Source organism: Ruegeria sp. AM1, from assembly GCF_056540745.1.
On record NZ_JBQFXH010000013.1, the window covers coordinates 17,944 to 40,530 of the forward strand.

Below are 22,587 nucleotides of genomic sequence, written 5' to 3' on the forward strand. Positions count from 1 at the left end.
ACCGATGACCCGCATTTCGCATATTGAACTGGACGACCGTAACCTGCCCCCGCCGACCCCCGAGATCGAGCAGGAGCGCAAGGTCGCCATCTATGATCTGCTCGAAGAGAACTCGTTCGCCTTGCCCGCGCGCGATGATCGGATGATCCCCGACGGCCCGTATCACGTGCAGCTGTCGATCCGCGACAAGCGGCTGGTTTTCGATATCGCCACCGAGGCGAGCGAAAAAGCGGCCGAGTTCCACCTGTCCCTCGGGCCCTTCCGGCAGGTGGTCAAAGACTATTTCCAGATTTGCGAAAGCTATTTTAACGCGGTGAAAACCCTGCCGCCCAGCCAGATCGAAACCATCGACATGGCGCGCCGGGGCATCCACAACGAAGGCAGCCGCGTGCTGCAGGAGCGTCTGGACGGCAAGGCCGAGATCGATACCGACACGGCCCGCCGCCTGTTCACGCTGATCTGCGTGCTGCATTTCGGAGGCTGACGCGTGACGCCCCTGCCACAGTCGATCCTGTTCTGCTGTGACCATAATTCGGTCCGTTCGCCCATGGCCGAAGGCATCATGAAGAAATTCTATGGCACCGGCACCTATGTGCAATCGGCGGGCGTCTACAATGATCTCGAAATCGACGGCTTTTGCATCGCAGCCTGTCAGGAGATCAACGTCGAACTGTCCCGCCACCGGTCCCGCTCGTTCGACGAGATGCAGGAATGGGGCGATGACCTCAGCTCGTTCGATCTGGTTGTGGCGCTGTCACCCGCCAGCCAGCGCAAAGCGCTGGAGCTGACCCGGTTCTTTCATCTCGATGTCGATTACTGGCCGATCATGGACCCGACCGGCATGGGGGAAACCCGCGAACAAAAGCTGCACCACTACCGTCAGACCCGCGATCAGATCATAAAGCATCTCAAAGACCGCTGGGGCGAACCAACGGAGATCGCATGAACCAGACCATCCAGACCTATTTCGACGCGTTCAATGCCGGGGATGTCGACGGCATGTTGGCCTGCCTGTCCGACGATGTGGCCCATCACGTCAATGAAGGCCAGATTCGCACCGGCAAAGAGAAATTCGCGGCCTTTTGCGCCCATATGAATCGCTGCTATCGCGAAAACCTGACCGATATCGTGGTGTTCGAGGCTCAGGGTGGCACCCGCGCCGCCGCCGAATTCATCGTCAACGGCACCTATCTGCAAACCGATGAGGGCCTGCCCGAGGCGCATGGTCAGACCTATCGCCTGTCGGCCGGGTCGTTCTTTGACCTCAAGGATGGCAAGATCACCCGCGTCACCACCTTCTACAACCTCGCCGACTGGACCAAACAGGTGTCCGGTGCCTGAAATCACCACCGTCCGCCCCCTGACTGGAGCGGCGCTTGAGGCCGCGTTGGACGATGTCGCCCGCCTGCGGATCGAAGTGTTCCACGCATGGCCCTATCTCTATGATGGCGACCTCGCCTATGAGCGCAAATACCTGCAATCCTACCGCGACAGCGACCGCGCTATCGTGGTTGGTGCATTCGATGGCGACAGGTTGGTCGGTGCCTCAACCGGCGCGCCCCTGACCGACCACGCCGACGATTTCGCCGCGGCGTTCGACGGCTCGGGCCTCGACCTGAGTGACATCTTCTACTGCGCGGAATCCGTCCTGCTGCCAGCCTATCGCGGCCAGGGGGTTGGTCACAAATTTTTTGACCAGCGCGAGGCCCATGCACGCAGCCTTGGCTTCTCCAAATGCGCCTTCTGCAGCGTCCGCCGCCCCGCCGACCACCCGCTGCGCCCCAAAAACTATCGCCCGCTGGACACCTTCTGGCGCGCCCGCGGATACGCGCCGCTGCCCAATGTGATTGCAGAGTTTTCGTGGAAAGACATCAATCAGGACAGTGAAACGCTCAAACCGCTGCAATTCTGGATTCGGGACTTGTAGCGCCTTGCTGCGTCCCAGGTGCGCTTCTGTTGCTGGCAATCCTGCCGCTTACGTCGCCACCACGCATCCCCAGCCGTCGTAAACACCACCCAGGTCCTGGGCCAGTTGCTCTAATTCAAAGGTAACTGGGTCAAGGCCCGATGGGCGATCGACTTTCTGGACCAGAAGGCTGAAGGTCTTTCTGAGAATACCACTTTTGGTGATCTCGACCGTAAATCCCTTTGCTCTCACAATCTTTTCGAACTCTTTCGCGCTTTTCTTGCTTTGAAAAATAACCATATGGTCGATCTCACGCGGCACGCTCAGGTCGTCACCAGACTCTTCAAGCGCCTCCAGAACCCGTCGGTTCTTGATCTCGTTCATCGCAATTGCGTTGGGATAGAGGTTCTCGAAATAGGTCTCCCACGCTGCATCCTCAAAGCTAAAGTTGTCTTTTTCATACTCTGGAAAGGACTGAGAGATTTTGTCGTAAAGCGCGGTAATACCTGCGTCGGCGCTGCCATAGAAATACAGTTTTCTTTTGCCGTCGCCCGTTTGCCGGGCGATATAGATCAGCTTTTTATCCCGATTCACGTCAATCAGATCTTCGATCTGGTTCAGAGGTTCAAATTCCTCATTCGTTGGCATGCCGGTATCGGGATTGGGATGCCTTAGTGACAGTTCAATACAATAGAAATGGTTCAGCCCGTGGATCGGGGCACTTTCATAAAGTGCGAGATTGACCATCGTGAGATGTGGCCTGTCATCGATTTCGCAGGAATAAAAATCCCAATGCTCGTCGGCGGATGGGGGTTGCATTCAAGGCTCCAAGACATCGCGTGTTTGTTCAGCTAAGCAGTCCGGGATCGACGGTCAACGTACATCCGCAGTACTGCAAAAGCACCTGATCAAAACGCGTGTTTTGCGCATCGGATTTGAGATCGGATGTTGTCGTCAATTTGTGGCCTCCGCAAAAGCATCCCCATGGCCTGAACCGGCCATGGGGCACAAAACAAAGCAATCTTTACCAACGAAACCTGTTAACCGGCCTTCAGCGTGGAAAGGTGACCAAGGCCAAGCGCATTGACCGTGTCCGCCTGCACCGGCGCTGTCGATGCGTTCACCGCGTCTGCGCCAAAGCTGTTGCCCACCACTACCCGTGCGGGGCGTTGACCGGCGGGCTTGGCCACCAAATCCGATACCGCGTCGGCGATGTCCTGTGGGTTCGGTGCGTCTGCGCCGGACAGCATGGTCATGAACTGCTCGAACATGGCCGTCGGGATCGTTCCGATTTCGCCATAAGCTTTCACTCGCTCTTGATCCTCAGGCAGATCAGCGCTGGCATACATCTGGGTCGGATAGGCGCTGGGCTGGATCAGGCTCACGTCGATCCCAAGCTGGGACAGCTCATAGCGATAGCTGTCGCTCAGCGCTTCGACGGCGAATTTGCTGGCCCCATAAATGCCAAAGAACGGAAACGTCACGCGGCCCAGGATCGACCCGATATTCACCACAAGGCCCGCGCCCTGTTCGCGCATTGATGGCAGCACCGCACGGGTGACACGGTGCAATCCGGTCACGTTTACATCAAACAGATTTGCCAGCTGCTGATCGGTGAAGGCCTCGGACACCCCGGCCGAGGCGATCCCGGCATTGTTGACCAGCACATCGATCTGACCGCTGGCTGAAAGCACGTCGGCGACTGCGGCCTCGACCGATGGGGTGCTGGTCACATCCAGATCAACCACCTTCAGGCCCCGATCCCGCAGCGCCTTGGCGTGTTCGCTGTTCTTACCCGCCGTGTCTCGCATCGAGGCAAAGACCCTATGGCCCGAGCCCGCAAGTGTATCGCAAATTAGCCGTCCGAACCCGCTCGAGGCTCCGGTCACCAGGATTGCCTTGGTCATGTCATACTCGCTTTTTTGTTCAATGCTTAGTCTGGGCGCCGCGACCGTCGCGTCGCCTCTGGTTCGAATATGATTTGTGCGCTAGATATAGGAAGTCACAGATATAGAACATCACCTATGCCAAAGCAGCACAAATGGAAAACCTGACCTTGTTACGCCTGTTTGTGCAGGTGGCCGAGCAGGGAAGTTTCTCTGTCGTGGCGCGCCGGACAGGGGCGACCCCTTCGGCGGTGTCGCGGCAAATCTCGCGCCTCGAAGAAGATCTGGGCGCGCGGCTGCTGCAACGTACTACCCGCCAGCAGGTTCTGACCGAGGCCGGAGAGGTTTATCTGCGTCATGCCCGGCAGATCATCGAAGACGTGGATGAGGCCCGGCGCGCCGTGTCGCAGCTCAGTCATGCCCCTTCGGGCGTGCTACGCGTCACCGCCGAGGCCGATCTGGCGCACACGCTTCTATCTCCGCTTTTGCCGGGGTTTCTGGTGAAATACCCGGATTTGCGGGTTCAGTTGGTCACCTCTGCCACGGTGGAGGATCTGGTCAGCCGGGGCATCGATGTCGCCATCCGCGTTGGCCAATTGGAGGATTCACAGCTGATCGCCCGACGGCTGACGGTCAGCCGGTCGCTGTTACTGGCCAGCCCCGGCTATCTCGCACAGAACGGCACGCCGCAGCACCCGGACGATCTGAGCGCCCTGTCCTGCCTGTCCTTCCGGGTGGGTCAGGATCGAAACATCTGGCGTTTTGCATCGGATAGCGGCGCGCTTGAGGTTCCGGTGTCCGGCCGCGTTCAGGCCAGCAGCCTAGTGTTCCTGCGCGAAGCCGCCAAAGCTGGCTTTGGCATCGCTATGCTGCCAACCTGGGCGGTGCGGGGCGATCTGGATGTGGGCACGCTGGTTCCGGTCCTGCCCGGCTTTCCCCTTGATCCACCTGCAACCCCCATCAGCGCGGTCTACCCAAGTGGGCGCAATCTGGCTGGCAAGGTGCGGGTGTTTGTCGATTATCTCAGCGCCCATACGGCCAAACAATTTGAATGAGTGCCCGCCCCAGCAGCGCCGCGTACAATCCCGATTGGCAGAGGCGGGGCGGGTGCTCTAAGGTGCGGTTGTGTAAGATCAGGGCAAACTGCGTGCGCCGTACAACATGGGGTCGGAATAGCAAATGAGCGGTTTGGAAGTCCTGTCTGCTCGGTCGACGAACATCTTCCTGAAAATCACAACGTTTTCCGCCCTCGTTGGTGCGGCCGTTGGGGGGATGCGGGCGCAGGGCGACACTCTGGCCGCAGATACGCTCCTTGGGGCGCTGATTGGCTTTGTGATTTCCGCAGGCTGCGTTGGTTCAGAGTTCCTGCTGTTCTCGAACCCTGAACGCCGGGTAACCCGTCGCCTTAGACCCGTTGCCCTGATGGCCCTGCGTGGTGCGGCTTATAGCCTGTTCATCGTCCTCGGCCTTGCGCTGCCCGGTTTGCTACCAGACACGCCTGCCTTTTGGAGAAACCCGGCCTTCTTCGAAATCTTCGCCATTTCAGCGGTGATTGCTTATGTGATTTCCATTGGTTTTGAAATCACAAGACTGCTGGGAACCGAGGCTACCAAGGCGCTGATCTGGGGTCGGTACCGCGAGGCGCGTCTTGAAAACCGGGTGATCCTCTTTGCTGACGTCATCGGCTCGACCGCTTTGGCGGAACAGATCGGCCAACTCAGGTTTCACAACTTTCTCCGCGACATCGCGCAGGATCTGGCCGGACCGGTTGAGCGGTCGCGGGGCGATATCCACAAATATGTGGGCGACTCGGTGATCGTCACCTGGCAGCTGGCACCGGGGCTTGCCAATGATGCCTGCCTGAGCTGTGCTCAGGACATGAACCGGGTTCTGCGCGCCCGCGACGCCTACTACGTTGAGACCTATGGAACCACAGCGCGGCTGCGGTCGGGTATCCATTGCGGCGAAGTTGCTGCGGGCGAAATCGGCGACTGGAAGAAAGAGATTGCCCTGCTGGGCGATCCCATGAACACAGCCGCCCGGATCGAAGGAGCTGCCAAATCCTTGAAGGTCGCAATTGCCCTTTCGGATGATGTGGCGCGCAAGCTGAGCGCACAGGCCCAAAGCACATTTGCCCGACTTCCTGACTTCGCGGCCTCGGGGAAAAGCGAGAACCTCATCCTGTGGTCCGCACCGGATGAGGGTTAACAAATCGCAACTGGACGGACAGGGCGCATGCTCTAAAGTCGCGCCAGGGTTTCTTCCGGAGACGTCACCATGAAGGTCGCAACCGCCGCCTATGATCTCGACTGGCTCGACAGCTGGGCGCAGTACGAAGACAAGCTGCACCGCTGGGTGTCCGATGCAGCCGGGCAGGGGGCTGAGTTGCTGGTCTTTCCCGAATACGGCGCGATGGAGCTTTCGACGCTGGATGGTGCCGCAATCGCCGGTGATCTGGAACGATCGATCCGGGCGGTCTCGGATCGGATGGAAGATGTACAAAACATACATTCCCGCCTCGCGAGTGAGTACAAATTGTACATTTTGGGTGCATCCGCCCCTGTTTTGGAGGGCGCCGCCCGCCCGGTCAACCGCGCCATGTTCTACGCCCTGGATGGGCAGAGCGATCATCAGGACAAGCAGATTATGACCCGGTTTGAGCGCGAGGATTGGGATGTCATCCCGGGCGGTCCGCTCAAGATTTTTGACACCGCGCTGGGCAAGATCGGTGTGTTGATTTGTTACGACAGCGAGTTCCCGTTGCTCGGCCGTGCGTTGCAAGAGGTTGATCTGATCCTTGTGCCCTCGTGTACCGAAGCACTGTCCGGCTATTGGCGTGTGCGCATTGGGGCGATGGCAAGAGCATTGGAAAATCAATGTGTTACCGTGATGTCATCGCTTGTGGGCAACTATGACTGGTCCGAAGCGGTGGACCGAAACACCGGTGCGGGGGGCGTGTTCGGCCCGCCCGACAAAGGATTCCCGCAGACCGGCGTATTGGCCGAAGGCCCCCTGAACGCGCCCGGCTGGACCTATGCAGAGATCGATTTATCCGCAATCGCAGAGGTCCGTACCGATGGTCATGTGCTGAACCGCGCCCATTGGACCGAGCAGAATGGTCGGACCAATTCGGTCACAATATCCCCGCTTTAGGCAATTCCGCCCTTGAAATAGCGTAAAAATAAGCTCATTTAGGCGCACATCCTCGTAGATTCTGCGAGTGCAACGTAAATGTGGAGACAACATGGCCAAGGAAGATACGCTCGAATTTCCCGGTGTCGTGAAGGAACTCCTGCCTAATGCGACGTTTCGGGTCGAGCTGGAAAACGGCCATGAGATCATCGCACATACGGCAGGCAAGATGCGCAAGAACCGCATCCGCGTTCTGGCCGGCGACAAGGTTCAGGTCGAGATGACCCCTTACGATCTGACCAAGGGTCGGATCAACTATCGCTTTAAATAACGCCCTATCCATGGCGTTTATCCTCGGATCGGGCAGCCCAAGACGGCTGGACCTGCTGGCCCAGCTTGGCGTGCAGCCCGATGCTATTCGCCCCCCCGACATTGACGAAACCCCGCTGAAGGGTGAGCTTCCGGTTCCTTATTGCAACCGCATCACTCGGGAAAAAGTGCAGGCTATTCAGTCGGATAGAGATGATATCACGCTCTGCGCTGATACCACCGTTGCGTTGGGCCGCCGAATTTTGGGTAAACCCGAAGATGCCGGACAGGCCGCCGAATTCCTGCATGCGTTGTCGGGGCGGCGGCACCGTGTCATCACCTCGGTCGCCATACGGCGCGGCGATCGTGTCCTTCAGCGCGATGTGGTATCTCAGGTCAAGGTCAAACGCCTGTCGGACGTGGAAGTAAACGCCTATCTGACCACCGGCGATTGGCAGGGTAAGGCCGGGGCCTATGCGATCCAGGGGCCGGCGGGGGCCTTTATTCCTTGGATTTCCGGCTCATTTACCGGCATCGTTGGGCTGCCATTGTCTGAAACGGCCGCCCTTTTGCAGGGCATCGGCTATCCTTTGTATCGCGAGGCACCATGAAGGGGCGCACCATCGTTCTGGACCATATCGACAACCGCGAAGCTGCGGCTTTGATGGTGGATGGCAAGCTGGACGACTTCCTGATCTCTGATGATGCCCCCACACCCGGAACGATCTACCGCGCCCGCGCGGACCGTCCGGTCAAAGGGCAGGGCGGCATGTTCCTGACAACCCCGGATGGCCCTGCTTTTCTCAGGCAAGTGAAGGGTTTGGCCCCCGGGGCCGCGCTTCTGGTGCAGGTCACTGGCTATGCCGAACCGGGCAAGGCCCTGCCGGTCACAGATCGTATCCTGTTCAAAAGCCGCTATGCGATTGTTACGCCCGACGCGCCGGGCCTGAATATCTCGCGCAGCATTCGCGATGAGGACGAGCGTGATCGTCTGCTCGAGATTGCTCATGAGGCGATGGAGGGCAGCGACTACGGTCTGATCCTGCGGTCTTGCTGCCAAGGGGCCGAGGCCGGTGACATTGCCGATGATATCGATGCGATGCTGGCTCATGCGGATCAGGTCATTCATGACCCGGGCACCGAGCCCGAGATGTTGCTTGAAGGCGATGGCCCTCATGTGCTGGCCTGGCGCGACTGGACCGATCCAGCCGAGGTGGTGACCAGCGCAGGAGGGTTCGAGATGCACGGCGTCCTTGATGCGCTGGACATCGCGCGCGGAATTGCCGAGCCGCTGCCGGGTGGAGGCTATCTCTATATCCAGCCAACGCGCGCGCTGGTTGCTGTGGATGTGAACACTGGCGCCGATACGTCGCTGGCCGCTGGAACCAAAGCAAATTTTGCCTGCGCCAAGGCGCTGGCCCGCGCGCTGCGTGTGCGGGGTCTGGGCGGGCAGATCACCGTGGATCTGGCCCCCATGCCCAAGAAAGACCGCCGCGGTTTCGAGGCCGCCCTGCGAGCCGCCTTCAAAGCGGACGGTATCGAGACAACACTGGCCGGTTGGACGCCGTTGGGCCACTATGAGCTGCAGCGCAAGCGTGGCCGTATTCCTTTGTCAGAGGTGCTAAAATGAGCTGTCCGATTTGCCATGAGCCGACGCTGGCCAAGTACCGCCCCTTCTGCTCGAAACGCTGTGCGGATGTCGATCTGGCCAAATGGCTGAACGGGTCTTACGCGGTGCCGTCGCAGCGCGAAGAAGAGGTTGAGGGCATTGAGGAACACACCGAAAGCCATCCGCCGCGCCCGCATTGAAAAAATGTCAAAAAGCCTCTGGACACTGCCTTTGGCAAGTCATAGAAGGCCTCCACCCAACGGCAAAAGCCGTTCCCGTGCCCGGGTAGCTCAGGGGTAGAGCAGTGGATTGAAAATCCTCGTGTCGGTGGTTCGATTCCGCCCCCGGGCACCACAACAAAAATTACCAATAAAAATCAATGACTTATGATTGTGCAAGAGTCGAAAAAAGACGTAAGAATGACGTAAAGCACAACTGGAATTAATTATTAAAATCAAGGCGTTACAAGGCGTCCTGTAATCTTCGAAAGAAAAAAGACGTAACACGGAAATTTAGTGTATTCAAATCAATGCCTTAAGGGTATTTGAGTTTTTGGCCCCTTACGCTGAACTAGTGATCTAGTTCAAACTAAAAAAACCGGAAATTGCTTTCTGTTTTTGATGAAACGCAATTTCGCCAAGTAAATGCTGGCAGGCCAGATTGTCGTAGCGGAAAAACTGAAAGCGAACAGCTTCGATCCCCAGGTTATGTGCGGTAACCGCCCAGGCAATCCCTGGGCGCTACCAGCTATACGAAAGTGGGATGCTTTAGGCGCACCGTGTTCTAGAGGTTTAGTTCCTTAGAAAAAGCATTAGCAACACTTTCGGATCGAATGTAGTCCCGAACTTTTTCCCGAGTATCAAGCTTAGCCTCGGCCACTAACTTATCCAGGACAACCGCCGCATTGGTAAATTTGCTGACCAAGGATTCCTCATCAGCGGCGATATCGATGATACTCTGTGCCACTTGGTCTTGCCGTTTTCTCGCAGATGAGAAGACTTTGTCAGTTTTTGCGTTCTCTTTTCCAAGCATGAACAGAACGTAGTATTTATAAATTCCCCACGATCGATCTACGCGGCGGTTACGAATCGCAAAATCGAGTTTATAGCTCGCAAAGGCCGCTGCGTGATATAGGCGGACGCTGTGATCTGGTTGGAACAACATGCTTGAGTATTCTTTTCTTATGCCACGGTAGTCACGTGCCGCTCGATGTGGCTGGAACATGAACATTGCCGCAACTGACTTGATCAGTTCGTTGGGCTTGAATACTCGCGTCCTCTCAACAGTCTCTGTTCTGTATTGGTTTTCTCGGCGCTCAATAAAAACTCGCTGATCATCCGGTTGTTCTCTGCAGAACTCCTCCAAGTCCTTCATGAACGGAGTCAAAGCCCAAAACTGATCTTCTTTGACTTCATTTTGGCGATTGGTACCGACGATCACAGTTGAAACGAATTCCGGGTCGTCACTCACTATCAGCCTAAAAGGTACGTGTACTCCGTCAGCATGGTTTCCAGCTTGGAACAAGATATTGCTGGTCTGGCAGCCATTTACAATTTGGTAGTCCTCAAGGTCAAAGCTGTCGCCTTGTCGACCCACGTTTTTTGCCACGACGGTGACACCATTATTCTTGAAGACGAACGAGTGTTTCTCTCCGTTCTGCAATTCTTCTAGGATGCCCTGGTTGATTTCTGACTTGTCATTGAAGTCTCGAACGTTGTCGAAGAAAACCGCCCTATTTATTCTTGGCTGCGAATCTTCGGAATGCTTCACAGTCGCTAACTTTACTAATTGATCCGCCGCGACGTATCCCAAAAAGGCCTGCTGAACGCTTGGGTGAGCTGGCAATGTAATAGGTTTGGTTATTTCTACTCGTTCAGAGTTTGAATTTGTAGCAGAGCGATAACCAGCTTGAAGATCTTTCGCGCCTACCAACTTGAACTCGACAGCATCAAAAATATTTAAGTCTCTAAAGCGAGCCAAATTTGCGTCTACTAACTTTTGTATTTGGTCGCTGACCAATCCCGTCCCGGTTGTGACGTAGAAGAGATTCAAAGTTGGGTTTCTCTTCAAAGCGGCTTCATAGATGACGTCCTTTGCTGCAATGAGATCCGACAATTGGTCCGAAGGTTCGAGAAAGCTTCCATCAAAAAATGAAAACACCCCATCGAAAAACTTGGACATATCTCCGTAATTTGCTTTTTCGCTTGTCTTTGCTTGAAAAAACCCAAACTCGACCGAGTGGTTCTTGCCGGAAGATAGTGCTTCAACCGCCTCATCCGAGTTAGTGCAGAGTTCACCCTGAACTAAGATTGTGACACCATCTAGACCAAACTCGTCGCCTTGTAGGTGTGCTTTGAACGGATCAACGTTGTCGGTTAAAAGCCCATTGGAAACTGAATAGATCGAAAAGACTTCAAATAACTCTGATTCAGGAAGGTTCACGCTAGTGTTGGATTGTGAGAAAGCTTTTAGTTGAGCTTGAACAACTGGGTTCATAGTGTGTGTCTCTGCAATTATGTGTAGAAAAACACTGATAGCGATCGCCTTGAGATGCAAGTGGTGAGGCGAGCAGAGTCATGCGACAAAAATGTGGGAAAGGGAAACGTAGAACAGTGACTGTTATTGGCTTTACGTCACCCAAAAGGTTGAGGATCACTGTTTGGCTAAAAAGACGTAAGATCGACGTAAAGCTTGAAAACTCGCCCTGTAAGTGGTTAAAATTTAAAGAGCTAGAATCCGCCCCCGGGCACCATTTAATCAGTAAAACTAGCGGTTTGTAGATTTGGCGTGCGCAAGATGATGTAAAGCACGATTCCTTGAATTAGAAACGAACCGCCGATCTTCTGTCAGGCAATCCACGCTTGAACATATTAAGACTTTTGGTGCTAGGTCTGCTTTTTAACCCGCCAGCACCGCCTCTTGTGCCGGAGAATGATGGTGGGATCTTAAGAGGAAACAGAAATCCACTTATGAACCATCTAACTATGTGGGGATCGTGGTAGCGGAGGAGGGACTTGAACCCCCGACACGCGGATTATGATTCCGCTGCTCTAACCAACTGAGCTACTCCGCCACGGTGAGAGGCGATTTAAGCGAGACGAGTGAGAGGGTCAAGAGGGAAATCGGCGGAGCGTCGAGGATTCTTCCAGCTTTCAGTTATTCAGCAAATCTGCATTTTCTGCCCCTTTGCTCAGGCCATTTTTCGGATGAATGCGGCGCATTCATCCGGTGCAGTGATCAGGATCATATGGCCTCGGTTTGCAAGCTGTTCGAAGCTTAGGTCAAAATCCTGCATCGAGGCTCCCTGTTCGGATGGGGACAGAATTGGATCACGGTTACCAAAGAGTACACCGCCGGTCACCTGCAGGTCATCATATCGACTGCACAGGCCATCAATGCTCAGCTCAATGCCCATCACATCCTGCGACCCGGTGATGAAGGCCGAGGGGCGCAGGCCAAGTGCGCCCCCAGCCCGGTCGAGGAAATCGCTGGGCGCTGCCTCGGGAGCAAAGGCTTCGTGGATGACTTTGGGGGCAGTGTACTGCGCCAGTGGTACAGCCAGCGTATTCCCGATGAGGCTGCGCAGCCACCCGGTGCGTATTGCGAGCGGTTTGAAAATCGGGGGCGTGGCGGGCATCCTGTGCGTCAGCGGGGACAACAGCGCCAGTGCTCTTACGTCGTCAGGATAGTCCAGCGCCAGGGTCAGCGATACCGCGCCCCCAAGTGAATGGCCCACAAGCACTATATCTCTGACGTCTTTCTTGGTCAGAAAGTCATGGATCATACGCGCTTGCTGCGGCAGGGTGGCAAGGTCGGCAGTGTCGCGCGTTGAATACCCACAGCCGGGGCGATCCAGCGCAATAACGTGAAAATCATCTACCAATTTCTCTGTCAGCGCATAGGTGAAGTGTTGCAGCTGTCCGGTAAGTCCGTGGATCATCACGATGGTTTGCCGGGCCGGGTCGCCCTGTTCGACATAATGGATGCTGCCGCCTTCTACGGTCAGCACATGACCCGTCATTGGCACGGCTCGGCGGCCCTTTTGGGTCAGCCGACGGGTCCAGAGATGTGCCCCGAACAGGAGCATCCCAAGTAGCAGAACGATCGTGAGAACTATGGCCATCCGGGTCATCTCCGGTCTGAGCTAACGGTGTAGAGAATAACTGGATCAGTCTGATTGTGAACCAGCTTCGCATATCATGTCGAGTGGTTGAGCGCGTCTAGCGCTGGGCGGGGGAGGGTGTCGAGCAGGCGAAACACTTGGGTCCGGCAAGCCGGGCCCTGCCAGTCGGTCGGATAGAAGCTTGGCGGCAGGTCGGGCTGGCGCAGGACGATGCGGCGCCATCTGTGTACGATCAGCGTCCGCAGCGTGGCTATCTGGGCAGGGGACCCGGTCCAGTTTAAAGGGCGGTCCTGCAGCACGCGTCGCAACGCATCATGCAGCGTGCTGCAGGCCTCGCGCATTTCGGAGGGGCACAGGCGGTCCTGCACCCATTTGGGTGTCTCCCGGGCCGAGATTTCGAGGGCCAGCAGATCTTGGTGGTCGGTCGGCGCGGCACCGACCCCCAGGGCCAAATTGCGGCCAATGGGGGTATAGTCGTGGCTCAGCATCGCGTCTTCCAACATGCGCGTTCCTGCACCTTCTTCGGCGATCAGCAGGTGCCACTGCTCAGGAGCGATGGGATCACGTGCGTAGATGCGCGGCGTCACCCGTGCGGATTGGGTGCGGCCAAAGTCGGTCAGGTAGTGCTTCGAGACCCGGCCCGTGCGCTCACTTTCGATCCAGCTATCCTTTCGCAATCGATAGGTGGCCACTCTGATAGCTTCGGGCTTGATGCCCATCGGTTCGATGATCCGGGTCAGGGCTCCGCCCGATATCTGTGCGGTGGGGTCCTGTGCCAGATCACCAAACAACGAGATGATGATCGACCAGACCCGCTGGTTTTGCGGGTCTGCCAATTCGGATACAGCAGTTTCAAACCACTTTTGGTCACGGGTCATGCGACCAGCTTAAACCGTTCGGCCAGATAAGAAAATCTCATTCAGCCTACCGGGATCAGTAGGCGTTCATGGTCAGTAGCTCGTATTCGGCCACCATCTCGTTGTCCTGATTGGTCAGCGTCACGTGCCAGCGTATTTCGCCATAGTCATCGGTGCGTCCGGTCTTTTGCTTGACCGTCAGCCGAACCTTGATGCTGTCGCCAGCTTCGACCGGTTTCATAAAGCGCAGTTTGTCGAGACCGGTATTCGCCAGAACCGGGCCTTCGTCAGGTTCCACGAACAGACCGGCTGCAAAGCTGAGCAGTAAGTACCCATGTGCGACGCGCCCCGGGAAGAAGGGGTTTCGCGCGGCCGCCTCGTGATCCATATGGGCGTAGAACGTATCGCCGGTGAATTGTGCAAAATGTTCGATGTCGTCCAGCGTGATCGTGCGGGACGCAGTGTGCAGTGTCTCACCAATGCTCAGATCGCCGAATTTGCGGGTGAACGGATGGGCGGGGCCTTCGACCTCGGGGGCGCCGGGAACCCATTTGCGGCCAAGCGAGGCCAGCATACGGGGCGAACCCTGCAGGGCGGTGCGCTGCATATAGTGTTGCACACCGCGCACGCCGCCCATTTCTTCGCCTCCTCCGGCGCGACCGGGACCGCCATGCACCATATGTGGCAGGGGCGCCCCATGGCCGGTTGCTTCCTTCATCGAGTCGCGGTCGTTGACATAGATGCGTCCGTTATAGGCGGCTGTGCCCAGTACAACCTCCTGCATCACGTGGGTGTCATGGGTGATCAGGGAGGTGACCAGAGACCCTTGCCCGCGATTGGCAAGCGCAACCGCGTGGTTCAGGTCGCGATACCCCATGATCGTTGAAACCGGACCAAAGGCCTCGGTGTCATGGACGCGCCGGGCTTGATCGGGGTTGGCGCAGTGGAACAGCATGGGCGGAACGAAGGCACCCTTGTCCGCGTCCGCCCCCTCGACCTCAAAGACTGCGGGATCGCCAAAAACCCGTTCGGCTTCTTGCGCGATGATATCCACCTTGGCTAGAACATCTGCTTTTTGCGCGTTTGAGACCAGCGCCCCCATGCGCGAGTTTTCCAGCCGGGGATCACCGATTGTGGTCTTGGCCAGCCGCGCCGACAGCGCGTCGATCACGGCTTCTACCTGCGCGTCGGGGGCGATGATGCGGCGGATGGCGGTACATTTCTGCCCGGCCTTGGTGGTCATCTCGCGTGAGACCTCTTTGACGAATAGGTCGAATTCCGGTGTTCCCGGTGCCGCATCGGGACCAAGGATCGAAGCATTCAGGCTGTCCTGTTCCGCCACAAACCGTACCGAGTTGTTCAGGATGACCGGGTTGCGGCGCAGTTTCATCGCTGTGTCGGCAGAGCCGGTGAAGCTGACGACATCCTGACAGGTCAGGTGATCCAGCATGTCGCCCAGCCCGCCCGAGACCAGTTGCAGCGCCCCTGCAGGCAGCAGGCCGCTGTCGATCATGATCCGCACCGCCAGTTCGGTGACATAGCAGCTGTTGGTCGCCGGTTTCACAATGGCCGGTACGCCGGCAAGCAGCGTGGGGGCGAGCTTTTCCAGCATTCCCCAGACCGGAAAGTTGAAGGCGTTGATATGTACCCCGACGCCATGCAGCGGCGTGCAGATATGTTGACCTAGGAACGTCCCGTTCCTCGACAGCTGCTCGACATCGCCATCCAGATAGACATAGCTGTCCGGCATCTCGCGCCGCCCTTTTGAGGCAAAAACGAACATGGTGCCGATGCCCCCATCGATGTCGATCAGGTGGTCACTTTGTGTGGCTCCGGTGTTGAAGCTGAGATCATAGAGCGCCTGTTTATGCCCCGACAGATGTTGCGCCAGGGCCTTGAGCATCTTGGCGCGCTGGTGAAATGTCATTTTCCGCAGGGCAGGCCCACCGGTATTGCGCGCGAAATCCAGCATGGCCTGCACATCAAGCGCGGCGTTTCCCGCAGTTGCAAACGGCTCGCCGGTGATCGCGGATGCGATGGTGCGCGCGCCAGTTCCGGGGGCGATCCACTCACCGGCGGCAAAACTGGAAATCTGTTGGAGAGACATTGGATGCTCCTTTTCTGTCACGCAGCCGCGGGCCGCATGTGTGGATCGGTCTGGTGTGCGTTCACACGGACGGACCGGTTTGGTGTTAGTGACCCAGTGCGCCCATCTGCTGAGGCAGGTACAGCACGACGATTGGGACCAACACGATCAGCGCAAGCCGGAAGATGTCGGCAACCCAGAACGGTGTGACGCCGCGAAAGATCGTGCCGGTAGAGACATCTCCGACGACACCCTTCAGGATGAACACGTTCAGGCCAACAGGCGGTGTGATCAGCGAGATTTCGGTCACCACCACGACCACGATGCCAAACCAGATCGGGTCGTATCCAAGCGATGTGACCAGCGGGAAAAATATGGGCACCGTCAGCAGCAACATGGATAGCGATTCAAACACGCAGCCAAGGATGATGTAGATGCCGAGGATCATCAGGATCACGACGAAGGGCGAAACATCATAGGCCGTAACAAGCGCGATCAAAGCTTCGGGCAGGCCCGCGAGGTTGATGAAATTCGAGAAAATCTGCGCGCCGATCAACACGGCAAACAGCGCCGCTGCGGTAAAGCAGGTTTCTTTGAGCACCTCGAATGTCGATCCAAAGGTCAGGCCACCGCGGAAGAGCGCGATCAGGAATGCGCCCGCCGCGCCCATGCCCGCAGCTTCGGTTGGTGAGAAGGTCAGGTTCAGCGGCTCGAAATCGAACACGCCATAGAGCCCCCCGATCACCAGGAAAAACAGCAGCAGCACGGCCCAGACCGACCCAAGGGCGCGCAAGCGCTCTGTCCATGTTGCGCGCTCGCCAGCAGGGCCTGCATCCGGGTTGCGCCAGACGGTCCAGCGCACGGCGAACAGATAGAACAGGATGCCCAGAATGCCCGGAATGATCCCGGCCATGAACAATTTGCCGATCGAGGTTTCGGTCAGCAGACCATAGATTACCAGAATGACGGATGGCGGGATCAGAATGCCCAGCGTGCCACCGGCCGCGATCGATGCCGTCGACAGTTCATCTGTATAACCATAGCGGCGCATTTCGGGCATCGCGACTTTCGACATGGTTGCCGCCGTTGCCAGTGACGAGCCGCAGATGGCAGAGAACCCTCCGCAAGCTGCAACCGTGGCCATGGCGATACCGCCCCGGAAATGACCGAGAAAGGCGTTTGAGACCGCGTAAAGCTCGCGCGCCATGCCGCCTTTGTTGACAAACAGGCCCATCAGGATGAACAGGGGAACAACGGACAGGCCGTAATCCTGCGCGGTATCAGTGATTTGACGGCCGACCATCGACATCGCGGCCTTTAGGCCGCGCTCATCCAGGATCGATCCGCCGCGCTCATAAGCAAAGCCCAGTGTCCCCACCAGCCCCATCGCAAAAACGATAGGCAGGCGCAGCAGCACCAAAAGTAGAACAAGCGCAAATCCAATAAGTGCTGCAGTCATTGAGTGGGTTCCGTCAAAGCGTTAGGGGCAAACAGGTGCAAAAGCCCGGTCACGATCATGACCACAGCGGTCACGGCGACCGATGCGGCAATGAACCATCCGATCAGATATGTCGGGATTGACAGGTATTCGGTGACATCGCCATAGTCGCGGGCGCGCTCTGCCAGTATCCAGACACGCTGAACCGGCCAATACAGCATCAGACCGCTTGCAAGATAGATCACGGCGTCCCGAACGCGGTTCAGACGCAAACGGTTGAAGATGCCATCCGTCAGGTCAACCGCGATATGTCCATTGGTCGCCGAGATGACCGGCAGGACCGAAAAGACCAATATTGCCATCAGGATACGCGTCAGCTCGGTCGCGGCTTCGATCGGGCTGTTGAAGACTGACCGCAATATGACATCGCAGAACGTCATCACCATCAGGATGAACAGGGCAACGCTTGCGACGATAACCGGCAGAATGCTGGCGCGCCGTACAAGCTGGATGAGAGGGGTCATCTAGCAACTCCGAAGAGAATGGCTGGGGGCGGCAAGAAACGGCCGCCCCGCGCGTTGCGATCAGTTCGAAGACATTTCCGACTTGATCATGTCATAGGCAGATTGCGCATCCACGCCTGCCTCGTCCACTTCGGCAAGCACCTTTGCGCGCACCTCTGCGGCGATGGCTGAGAACTTTTCCAGGTCAGAGTCGGTCGCGGCGTTGATCGCGTTGCCGTCCGTACCTTCTGTGGCTTCACGACCGGTGGCGTCGATTTCGTCCCAAATCTTGCCGATTTCGCGGCTCAGGGGTTCGCCAAACACCTCTTCGTCCAGCTTTTTCTGCAGGTCCGCGGGCAAATCGGCGAATGTATCTTCGTTCATGATGAAGGCAAACGATCCGCGGTACAGGCCCCCCGGCATCTCATAGACGTTGGGGGCAACTTCGGTCAGCTTGAAACCCTTGCGCGATTCAAACGGCATGACAACACCGTCCGCAGCCTTTGAGGCCAGTGTTTCATAAACCTTGGGCGCCGGAACTTGAATGCCGGTTGCACCCAGCGCCGATCCCACATCGCCGCCAACACCGCCCGGGATACGGACCTTCAGGCCCGAGACCTCGTCCAGATTGGTGACAGGGCTGCTGGAATGCAGCTGTGCAGGGCCATGGGTATGCAGCGCGATCAGTTTGACGCCGCGATGCTCGTCCGCCGCTTTCAGGTGCTTGTCATAGGCGCGCCAGTAGGCGACCGATGCCTCTTCGGCCGAGCCTTCGTAGCCAGGCAACTCAATCAGTTTCGTGGTCACAAAGCGCCCCGGCTGATAGCCATGGAAGATGATCGACGCGTCTGCTGCCCCATCCATGATCAGATCCATCTGGGCCGGGGGCGGGGCGATGCCCAGCTTCAGTTCCGCAGTGACCTGCCCATCGGTGGCCTCTTCAACCATTTCGACGAATTTGGGCCACATCTTTGCGTTGATGCCATGTGTGGGCGGTGCCCAGCTGGAAATAGTAAGTGTGTAATCCGCTGCAAATGCAACGCTGCCCGTCACGGCGATTGCGGCTGACGCCAATAGCGATTTGATCCCGATGAGCTTCATGACTTGTTCTCCTCCTCCAAAACATGAGTCTTGATTGCGGTAATGGTCCTTTTTGTAACCATCAACAGGCCGTCACCTGGATTCGGTGACAGGGTTGAGAAATTTATTGACCAACCGTTCGGTTAATGCAAGAAGTTTGTTGAAACAATTGCAAAGCGAGCTGGCCATGAGTGACACGATTCTTGCGCAAAGCCATGGGGATTGGGTGGAGATTACGCTCAACCGGCCAGATCGGCTGAACAGTTTTACGGATGAGATGCACCACGCTTTGCGCACATCGTTGCAGGATGCATGCGATGCCGGGGCCCGAGCCATCCTGCTGACCGGAGCAGGGCGCGGGTTTTGTGCAGGTCAAGATCTGGGCGATCGGGACCCGTTGAAAATGGATACACCCCCCGATCTCGGACACACGGTTCGTACGTTTTATGCACCGCTGGTGCGGCTTATCCGATCTCTTGAGTTCCCGGTTATTTGCGCGGTGAACGGGGTTGCCGCCGGAGCGGGCGCGAATCTGGCGCTCGCTTGTGACATTGTGCTGGCCGCGAATTCGGCCAAGTTCATTCAGTCCTTTGCCAAAGTCGGCCTGATCCCCGACACTGGCGGTAGCTGGCACCTGCCACGCCTGTTGGGCGAGGCGCGCGCAAAGGGGCTTGCGCTGACGGCGCAGCCTTTGCCAGCCAGACAGGCGGAAGAATGGGGGCTGATCTGGAAGGCAATTCCGGATGACCAATTGATGGATGAGGCGCGTACGCTGGCGGCACAATTGGCCAGCGGCCCGACTCTGGGGCTTGGGTTGAGCAAACACACGATTCAAGCTGCGGCCGTCACGACGCTGAGTGACCAGCTTGAAATTGAAGCGGACGCGATGAAAACCTGCGGCGAAAGCTCGGACTATGCTGAGGGCGTCTCGGCATTTCTGGAAAAACGTGCGCCACAGTTTCAGGGCAAATGAGATGACGCCGAAGGACCGCGCACAGAAAGCCGCTGCTGCCATGTGGGAGCAGGATAATGCGTCGAAATGGGCGGGCATGGAGCTGCTCGACGTCGACGAAGGGGCCGCGACCCTGGCGCTGACGGTTGCGTCACATCACTGCAACGGGCACGGCATTTGCCATGGCGGGGTGACCTTCATGCTGGCGGACAGCGCCTTCGCCTTTGCTTGCAACAGCCGCAATCAGTCGACCGTGGCCCAGCACAATGTGATCAGCTTTATCGCGCCCGGTCAGTTGGGCGACCGCCTGACTGCCCGCGCGACCGAGCAGAGCCTGACAGGACGTAGCGGCATATACGATGTGACCGTGACCAATCAGGATGGCCTGAAGATCGCCGAGTTCCGGGGATTTTCCCGCGCGATCAAGGGCACCCTGTTCCAAGAGACATAAGGCGAGGAGGACGCCATGAAGGACCTGACCCCGAACAAAGCAGAGCTTGATCCGATCGAAATCGCCTCGATCGACGAAATCCGCGCGCTGCAACTGGACCGTCTGAAATGGTCGCTGCGCCATGCATATGACAATGTGGCGATGTACCGGGAGCGGTTCGATGAGGCCGGCGTGCATCCCGACGATCTGCAGAGCCTCAGCGATCTGTCCAAATTCCCGTTCACCTACAAGAATGATCTGCGCGATAACTACCCCTTTGGCCTGTTTGCGGTGCCGCGCGAACAGATTGCCCGCCTGCACGCGTCCTCGGGCACGACGGGCAAGCCGACGGTTGTGGGCTATACTCAGACGGATATCGACAACTGGGCTGATCTTGTCGCCCGATCACTGCGCGCCAGCGGATTGCGCAGGGGCGACATTGTGCACAACGCCTATGGCTATGGCCTGTTCACCGGCGGTCTGGGGGCGCACTATGGCATCGAACGCCTTGGCGCCACGGTGGTTCCGATGAGCGGCGGGCAGACCGAGAAGCAGGTCAACCTGATCACCGATTTCAAACCTGACGGGATCATGGTCACGCCGTCTTATATGCTTAACATCCTTGAGCAGTACCACAAGGTCGGAATGGACCCGCGCGAAAGCTCTCTGTCGGTGGGAGTATTCGGTGCCGAACCCTGGACCGATGCGATGCGCAAAGAGGTGGAGCAGGCCTTCGATATGCATGCGGTAGACATCTATGGCCTGTCAGAGATTATGGGGCCGGGTGTGGCCAACGAATGCGTTGAAACTAAAGACGGCCCGGTGATCTGGGAGGACCATTTCCTGCCCGAAATCATTGACCCGCAGACGGGTGAGGTGTTGCCCGACGGCGAAATGGGAGAGCTGGTCTTTACCACTCTGACCAAAGAAGGGCTGCCGATGATCCGCTATCGCACCCGCGATCTGACGCGGTTGCTGCCGGGCACCGCCCGCTCCATGCGGCGCATGGAGAAGATCACCGGACGGTCGGATGACATGATCATCCTGCGCGGTGTCAATGTCTTTCCCAGCCAGATCGAAGAGCAGGTCATGGCAACCGGCGGCGTTGCCCCGCATTATCAGATCGAGCTGTATAAGGCAGGCCGGATGGACGCCATGCGGGTGTTTGTCGAGGCGTTGCCCGACGCCGCCGATGAGCTGAGCAAAACGGCGGCGGCGCGGATGCTGACCAAGCGGATCAAGGATGTGGTTGGCGTTTCGACCGAGATTGTTGTAGGCGAACCCGGCGATGTCGAGCGCAGCCAGGGCAAGGCAAAACGCGTAGTCGACAACCGAAGCGAGGAGTGAGGTTTGGCCCGTACGATAGCAAAGGACCACGCAGAGAAACGCACGCAGATCCTCAAATCTGCGGCACGGGTTTTTGCGCGTGAAGGGTTTGACCGGGCATCGATGACGCAGCTTGCGCGTGAATGCGGTATCTCGAAGGCCAACATCTATCACTACTACGACAGTAAAGATGCGATCCTGTTCGATATTCTCGAGACCTATCTGCGCGAGCTCAGGGATCTGATCTGTGGTCTCGAAATCGAGAAGCTGACGGCACCTGAGCGGCTGCACAAGGTCGTCACCGAGATATTGCTGGCCTATCAGGGCGTGGATGATGAACACAGGGTTCAGACCAGCGGTATGTCTGCGCTGCCGGCCGAGCAGCAGACTCTGTTGCGCGGATATCAACGCGACATGGTGGATTTTCTAAGCGATATCATCGCGGATATCGCGCCGGACGTTTTTCAAGACGACCGTGCAAAACTGCGCTCGGCGACGATGTCTGTCTTCGGCATGCTGAACTGGTATTATATGTGGAACACCGGCGCAGACGCCGAGGCGCGTCGGCACTATGCGGCACAAGTCAGCAATCTGACACTGGCTGGCGTAAAAGGGCTCTGACGCTTTTGTGCAGAACGCAGGCCATCTTTGCCTCGGTTCGGAGATTTCTCTGAAACGTCATAGTGGTGCGCGCCATATAATGCAGATCCAAACGTCCCAAGTTGCTGCCTCAGACCTGCCGTTCAGAGTGTCCTGAGGATCGACACAGTAGCGGACAAACCTGTCGTTTGAGCCGTGCTTGCCAAGATACGCTTCATGCGTTTTGAACGAATCTCTAACTTGCGGACAAAAGCTGACTTCAATAAGCTTTCGCCTTAATAAAATGAGTTCTGGTTTGGAGCATTTGTGCCGCAAGAAAGCACCGACATAGATGGGGGGAAATCAACCTG

At 57.3% G+C, this 22,587-nt stretch carries 24 protein-coding genes and 2 tRNA genes; 16 read left to right on the forward strand and 10 right to left on the reverse strand.

The window, feature by feature from the left end:
* The first annotated feature begins 4 nt into the window (after window positions 1-4).
* From ACR0I7_RS17835 to ACR0I7_RS17850, 4 genes are read left to right on the forward strand one after another with little or no spacing between them, the layout of a single operon-like run.
* Window positions 5-484, forward strand: coding sequence for a UPF0262 family protein (locus tag ACR0I7_RS17835; RefSeq protein WP_480513420.1), 480 nt, complete (start codon window positions 5-7; stop codon window positions 482-484).
* 3 nt (window positions 485-487) lie between these two features.
* Entirely contained in the window at window positions 488-946 is a 459-nt protein-coding gene (locus ACR0I7_RS17840) for an arsenate-mycothiol transferase ArsC (RefSeq protein WP_480513422.1), read from the forward strand.
* Window positions 943-1,341 (forward strand): ketosteroid isomerase-related protein, encoded by a 399-nt coding sequence (locus tag ACR0I7_RS17845; RefSeq protein WP_480513424.1) that lies wholly within the window; start codon window positions 943-945, stop codon window positions 1,339-1,341. Before ACR0I7_RS17840 ends, ACR0I7_RS17845 begins: the two co-directional genes overlap by 4 nt.
* Window positions 1,334-1,927 carry a GNAT family N-acetyltransferase gene (locus tag ACR0I7_RS17850; protein WP_480513426.1) on the forward strand — a complete coding sequence of 198 codons (594 nt, stop codon included), beginning with the start codon at window positions 1,334-1,336 and terminating at the stop codon, window positions 1,925-1,927. The genes ACR0I7_RS17845 and ACR0I7_RS17850 overlap by 8 nt, the downstream gene beginning before the upstream one ends.
* 48 nt (window positions 1,928-1,975) lie before the next feature.
* Here ACR0I7_RS17850 and ACR0I7_RS17855 read toward each other — a convergent pair whose 3' ends face one another.
* Both ACR0I7_RS17855 and ACR0I7_RS17860 read right to left on the reverse strand, forming a co-directional pair.
* The gene (locus tag ACR0I7_RS17855) at window positions 1,976-2,725 is read right to left on the reverse strand and encodes a DUF695 domain-containing protein (protein WP_480513428.1); all 750 of its coding nucleotides are present in this window, start codon (window positions 2,723-2,725) and stop codon (window positions 1,976-1,978) included.
* A gap of 221 nt (window positions 2,726-2,946) precedes the next feature.
* On the reverse strand, window positions 2,947-3,813 hold the full coding sequence (locus ACR0I7_RS17860) for an SDR family oxidoreductase (protein ID WP_480513430.1): 867 nt from the start codon (window positions 3,811-3,813) through the stop codon (window positions 2,947-2,949).
* Between the two features lie 134 nt (window positions 3,814-3,947).
* On the opposite strand from ACR0I7_RS17860, the gene ACR0I7_RS17865 reads away from it, so the two are divergent.
* From ACR0I7_RS17865 to ACR0I7_RS17900, 8 genes are all read left to right on the forward strand, one after another.
* A complete protein-coding gene (locus ACR0I7_RS17865) occupies window positions 3,948-4,847 on the forward strand; it encodes a LysR family transcriptional regulator (protein ID WP_480513432.1) in 900 nt (299 codons plus the stop codon).
* A gap of 124 nt (window positions 4,848-4,971) precedes the next feature.
* Entirely contained in the window at window positions 4,972-6,000 is a 1,029-nt protein-coding gene (locus ACR0I7_RS17870; protein WP_480513433.1) for an adenylate/guanylate cyclase domain-containing protein, read from the forward strand.
* A 69-nt stretch (window positions 6,001-6,069) separates the two neighbouring features.
* Entirely contained in the window at window positions 6,070-6,945 is an 876-nt protein-coding gene (locus ACR0I7_RS17875; RefSeq protein WP_480513435.1) for a carbon-nitrogen hydrolase family protein, read from the forward strand.
* A gap of 91 nt (window positions 6,946-7,036) precedes the next feature.
* Window positions 7,037-7,255 (forward strand): translation initiation factor IF-1, encoded by a 219-nt coding sequence (infA, locus tag ACR0I7_RS17880; RefSeq protein WP_005978431.1) that lies wholly within the window; start codon window positions 7,037-7,039, stop codon window positions 7,253-7,255.
* 10 nt (window positions 7,256-7,265) lie between these two features.
* Entirely contained in the window at window positions 7,266-7,844 is a 579-nt protein-coding gene (locus ACR0I7_RS17885) for a Maf family protein (protein WP_480513437.1), read from the forward strand.
* Window positions 7,841-8,863 (forward strand): ribonuclease E/G, encoded by a 1,023-nt coding sequence (locus ACR0I7_RS17890; protein WP_480513439.1) that lies wholly within the window; start codon window positions 7,841-7,843, stop codon window positions 8,861-8,863. The genes ACR0I7_RS17885 and ACR0I7_RS17890 overlap by 4 nt, the downstream gene beginning before the upstream one ends.
* On the forward strand, window positions 8,860-9,042 hold the full coding sequence (locus ACR0I7_RS17895) for a DNA gyrase inhibitor YacG (RefSeq protein ID WP_480513441.1): 183 nt from the start codon (window positions 8,860-8,862) through the stop codon (window positions 9,040-9,042). Before ACR0I7_RS17890 ends, ACR0I7_RS17895 begins: the two co-directional genes overlap by 4 nt.
* A gap of 79 nt (window positions 9,043-9,121) precedes the next feature.
* A tRNA-Phe gene (locus ACR0I7_RS17900) sits at window positions 9,122-9,196 on the forward strand.
* Between the two features lie 429 nt (window positions 9,197-9,625).
* Here ACR0I7_RS17900 and ACR0I7_RS17905 read toward each other — a convergent pair.
* The 8 genes from ACR0I7_RS17905 to ACR0I7_RS17940 form a co-directional block, all read right to left on the reverse strand.
* Window positions 9,626-11,338, reverse strand: a complete 1,713-nt coding sequence (locus ACR0I7_RS17905) for an AIPR family protein (protein WP_480513443.1) — start codon at window positions 11,336-11,338, stop codon at window positions 9,626-9,628.
* Window positions 11,339-11,838: 500 nt separating this feature from the next.
* Window positions 11,839-11,915 (reverse strand) — tRNA-Met (locus ACR0I7_RS17910).
* A 117-nt stretch (window positions 11,916-12,032) separates the two neighbouring features.
* Window positions 12,033-12,965, reverse strand: a complete 933-nt coding sequence (locus tag ACR0I7_RS17915) for an alpha/beta fold hydrolase (RefSeq protein WP_480513445.1) — start codon at window positions 12,963-12,965, stop codon at window positions 12,033-12,035.
* Between the two features lie 74 nt (window positions 12,966-13,039).
* Window positions 13,040-13,843, reverse strand: a complete 804-nt coding sequence (locus ACR0I7_RS17920; protein WP_480513447.1) for a PaaX family transcriptional regulator C-terminal domain-containing protein — start codon at window positions 13,841-13,843, stop codon at window positions 13,040-13,042.
* 55 nt (window positions 13,844-13,898) lie between these two features.
* Entirely contained in the window at window positions 13,899-15,929 is a 2,031-nt protein-coding gene (gene paaZ / locus ACR0I7_RS17925; RefSeq protein ID WP_480513449.1) for a phenylacetic acid degradation bifunctional protein PaaZ, read from the reverse strand.
* Window positions 15,930-16,014: 85 nt separating this feature from the next.
* Window positions 16,015-17,367: a TRAP transporter large permease gene (locus ACR0I7_RS17930; RefSeq protein WP_480513451.1), complete on the reverse strand. Its 1,353-nt coding sequence runs from the start codon at window positions 17,365-17,367 to the stop codon at window positions 16,015-16,017.
* Window positions 17,364-17,870 carry a TRAP transporter small permease gene (locus ACR0I7_RS17935; RefSeq protein ID WP_480513453.1) on the reverse strand — a complete coding sequence of 169 codons (507 nt, stop codon included), beginning with the start codon at window positions 17,868-17,870 and terminating at the stop codon, window positions 17,364-17,366. Before ACR0I7_RS17935 ends, ACR0I7_RS17930 begins: the two co-directional genes overlap by 4 nt.
* 60 nt (window positions 17,871-17,930) lie before the next feature.
* On the reverse strand, window positions 17,931-18,950 hold the full coding sequence (locus tag ACR0I7_RS17940; protein WP_480513454.1) for a TRAP transporter substrate-binding protein: 1,020 nt from the start codon (window positions 18,948-18,950) through the stop codon (window positions 17,931-17,933).
* Between the two features lie 166 nt (window positions 18,951-19,116).
* On the opposite strand from ACR0I7_RS17940, the gene paaG reads away from it, so the two are divergent.
* From paaG to ACR0I7_RS17960, 4 genes are read left to right on the forward strand one after another with little or no spacing between them, the layout of a single operon-like run.
* The gene (gene paaG, locus ACR0I7_RS17945; RefSeq protein ID WP_480513456.1) at window positions 19,117-19,902 is read left to right on the forward strand and encodes a 2-(1,2-epoxy-1,2-dihydrophenyl)acetyl-CoA isomerase PaaG; all 786 of its coding nucleotides are present in this window, start codon (window positions 19,117-19,119) and stop codon (window positions 19,900-19,902) included.
* A gap of 1 nt (window position 19,903) precedes the next feature.
* A complete protein-coding gene (gene paaI / locus ACR0I7_RS17950) occupies window positions 19,904-20,332 on the forward strand; it encodes a hydroxyphenylacetyl-CoA thioesterase PaaI (RefSeq protein ID WP_480513458.1) in 429 nt (142 codons plus the stop codon).
* A 15-nt stretch (window positions 20,333-20,347) separates the two neighbouring features.
* Window positions 20,348-21,658, forward strand: coding sequence for a phenylacetate--CoA ligase PaaK (gene paaK, locus ACR0I7_RS17955; protein ID WP_480513460.1), 1,311 nt, complete (start codon window positions 20,348-20,350; stop codon window positions 21,656-21,658).
* A 3-nt stretch (window positions 21,659-21,661) separates the two neighbouring features.
* Window positions 21,662-22,258 (forward strand): TetR/AcrR family transcriptional regulator, encoded by a 597-nt coding sequence (locus ACR0I7_RS17960; RefSeq protein WP_480513462.1) that lies wholly within the window; start codon window positions 21,662-21,664, stop codon window positions 22,256-22,258.
* Window positions 22,259-22,587 lie beyond the last annotated feature (329 nt).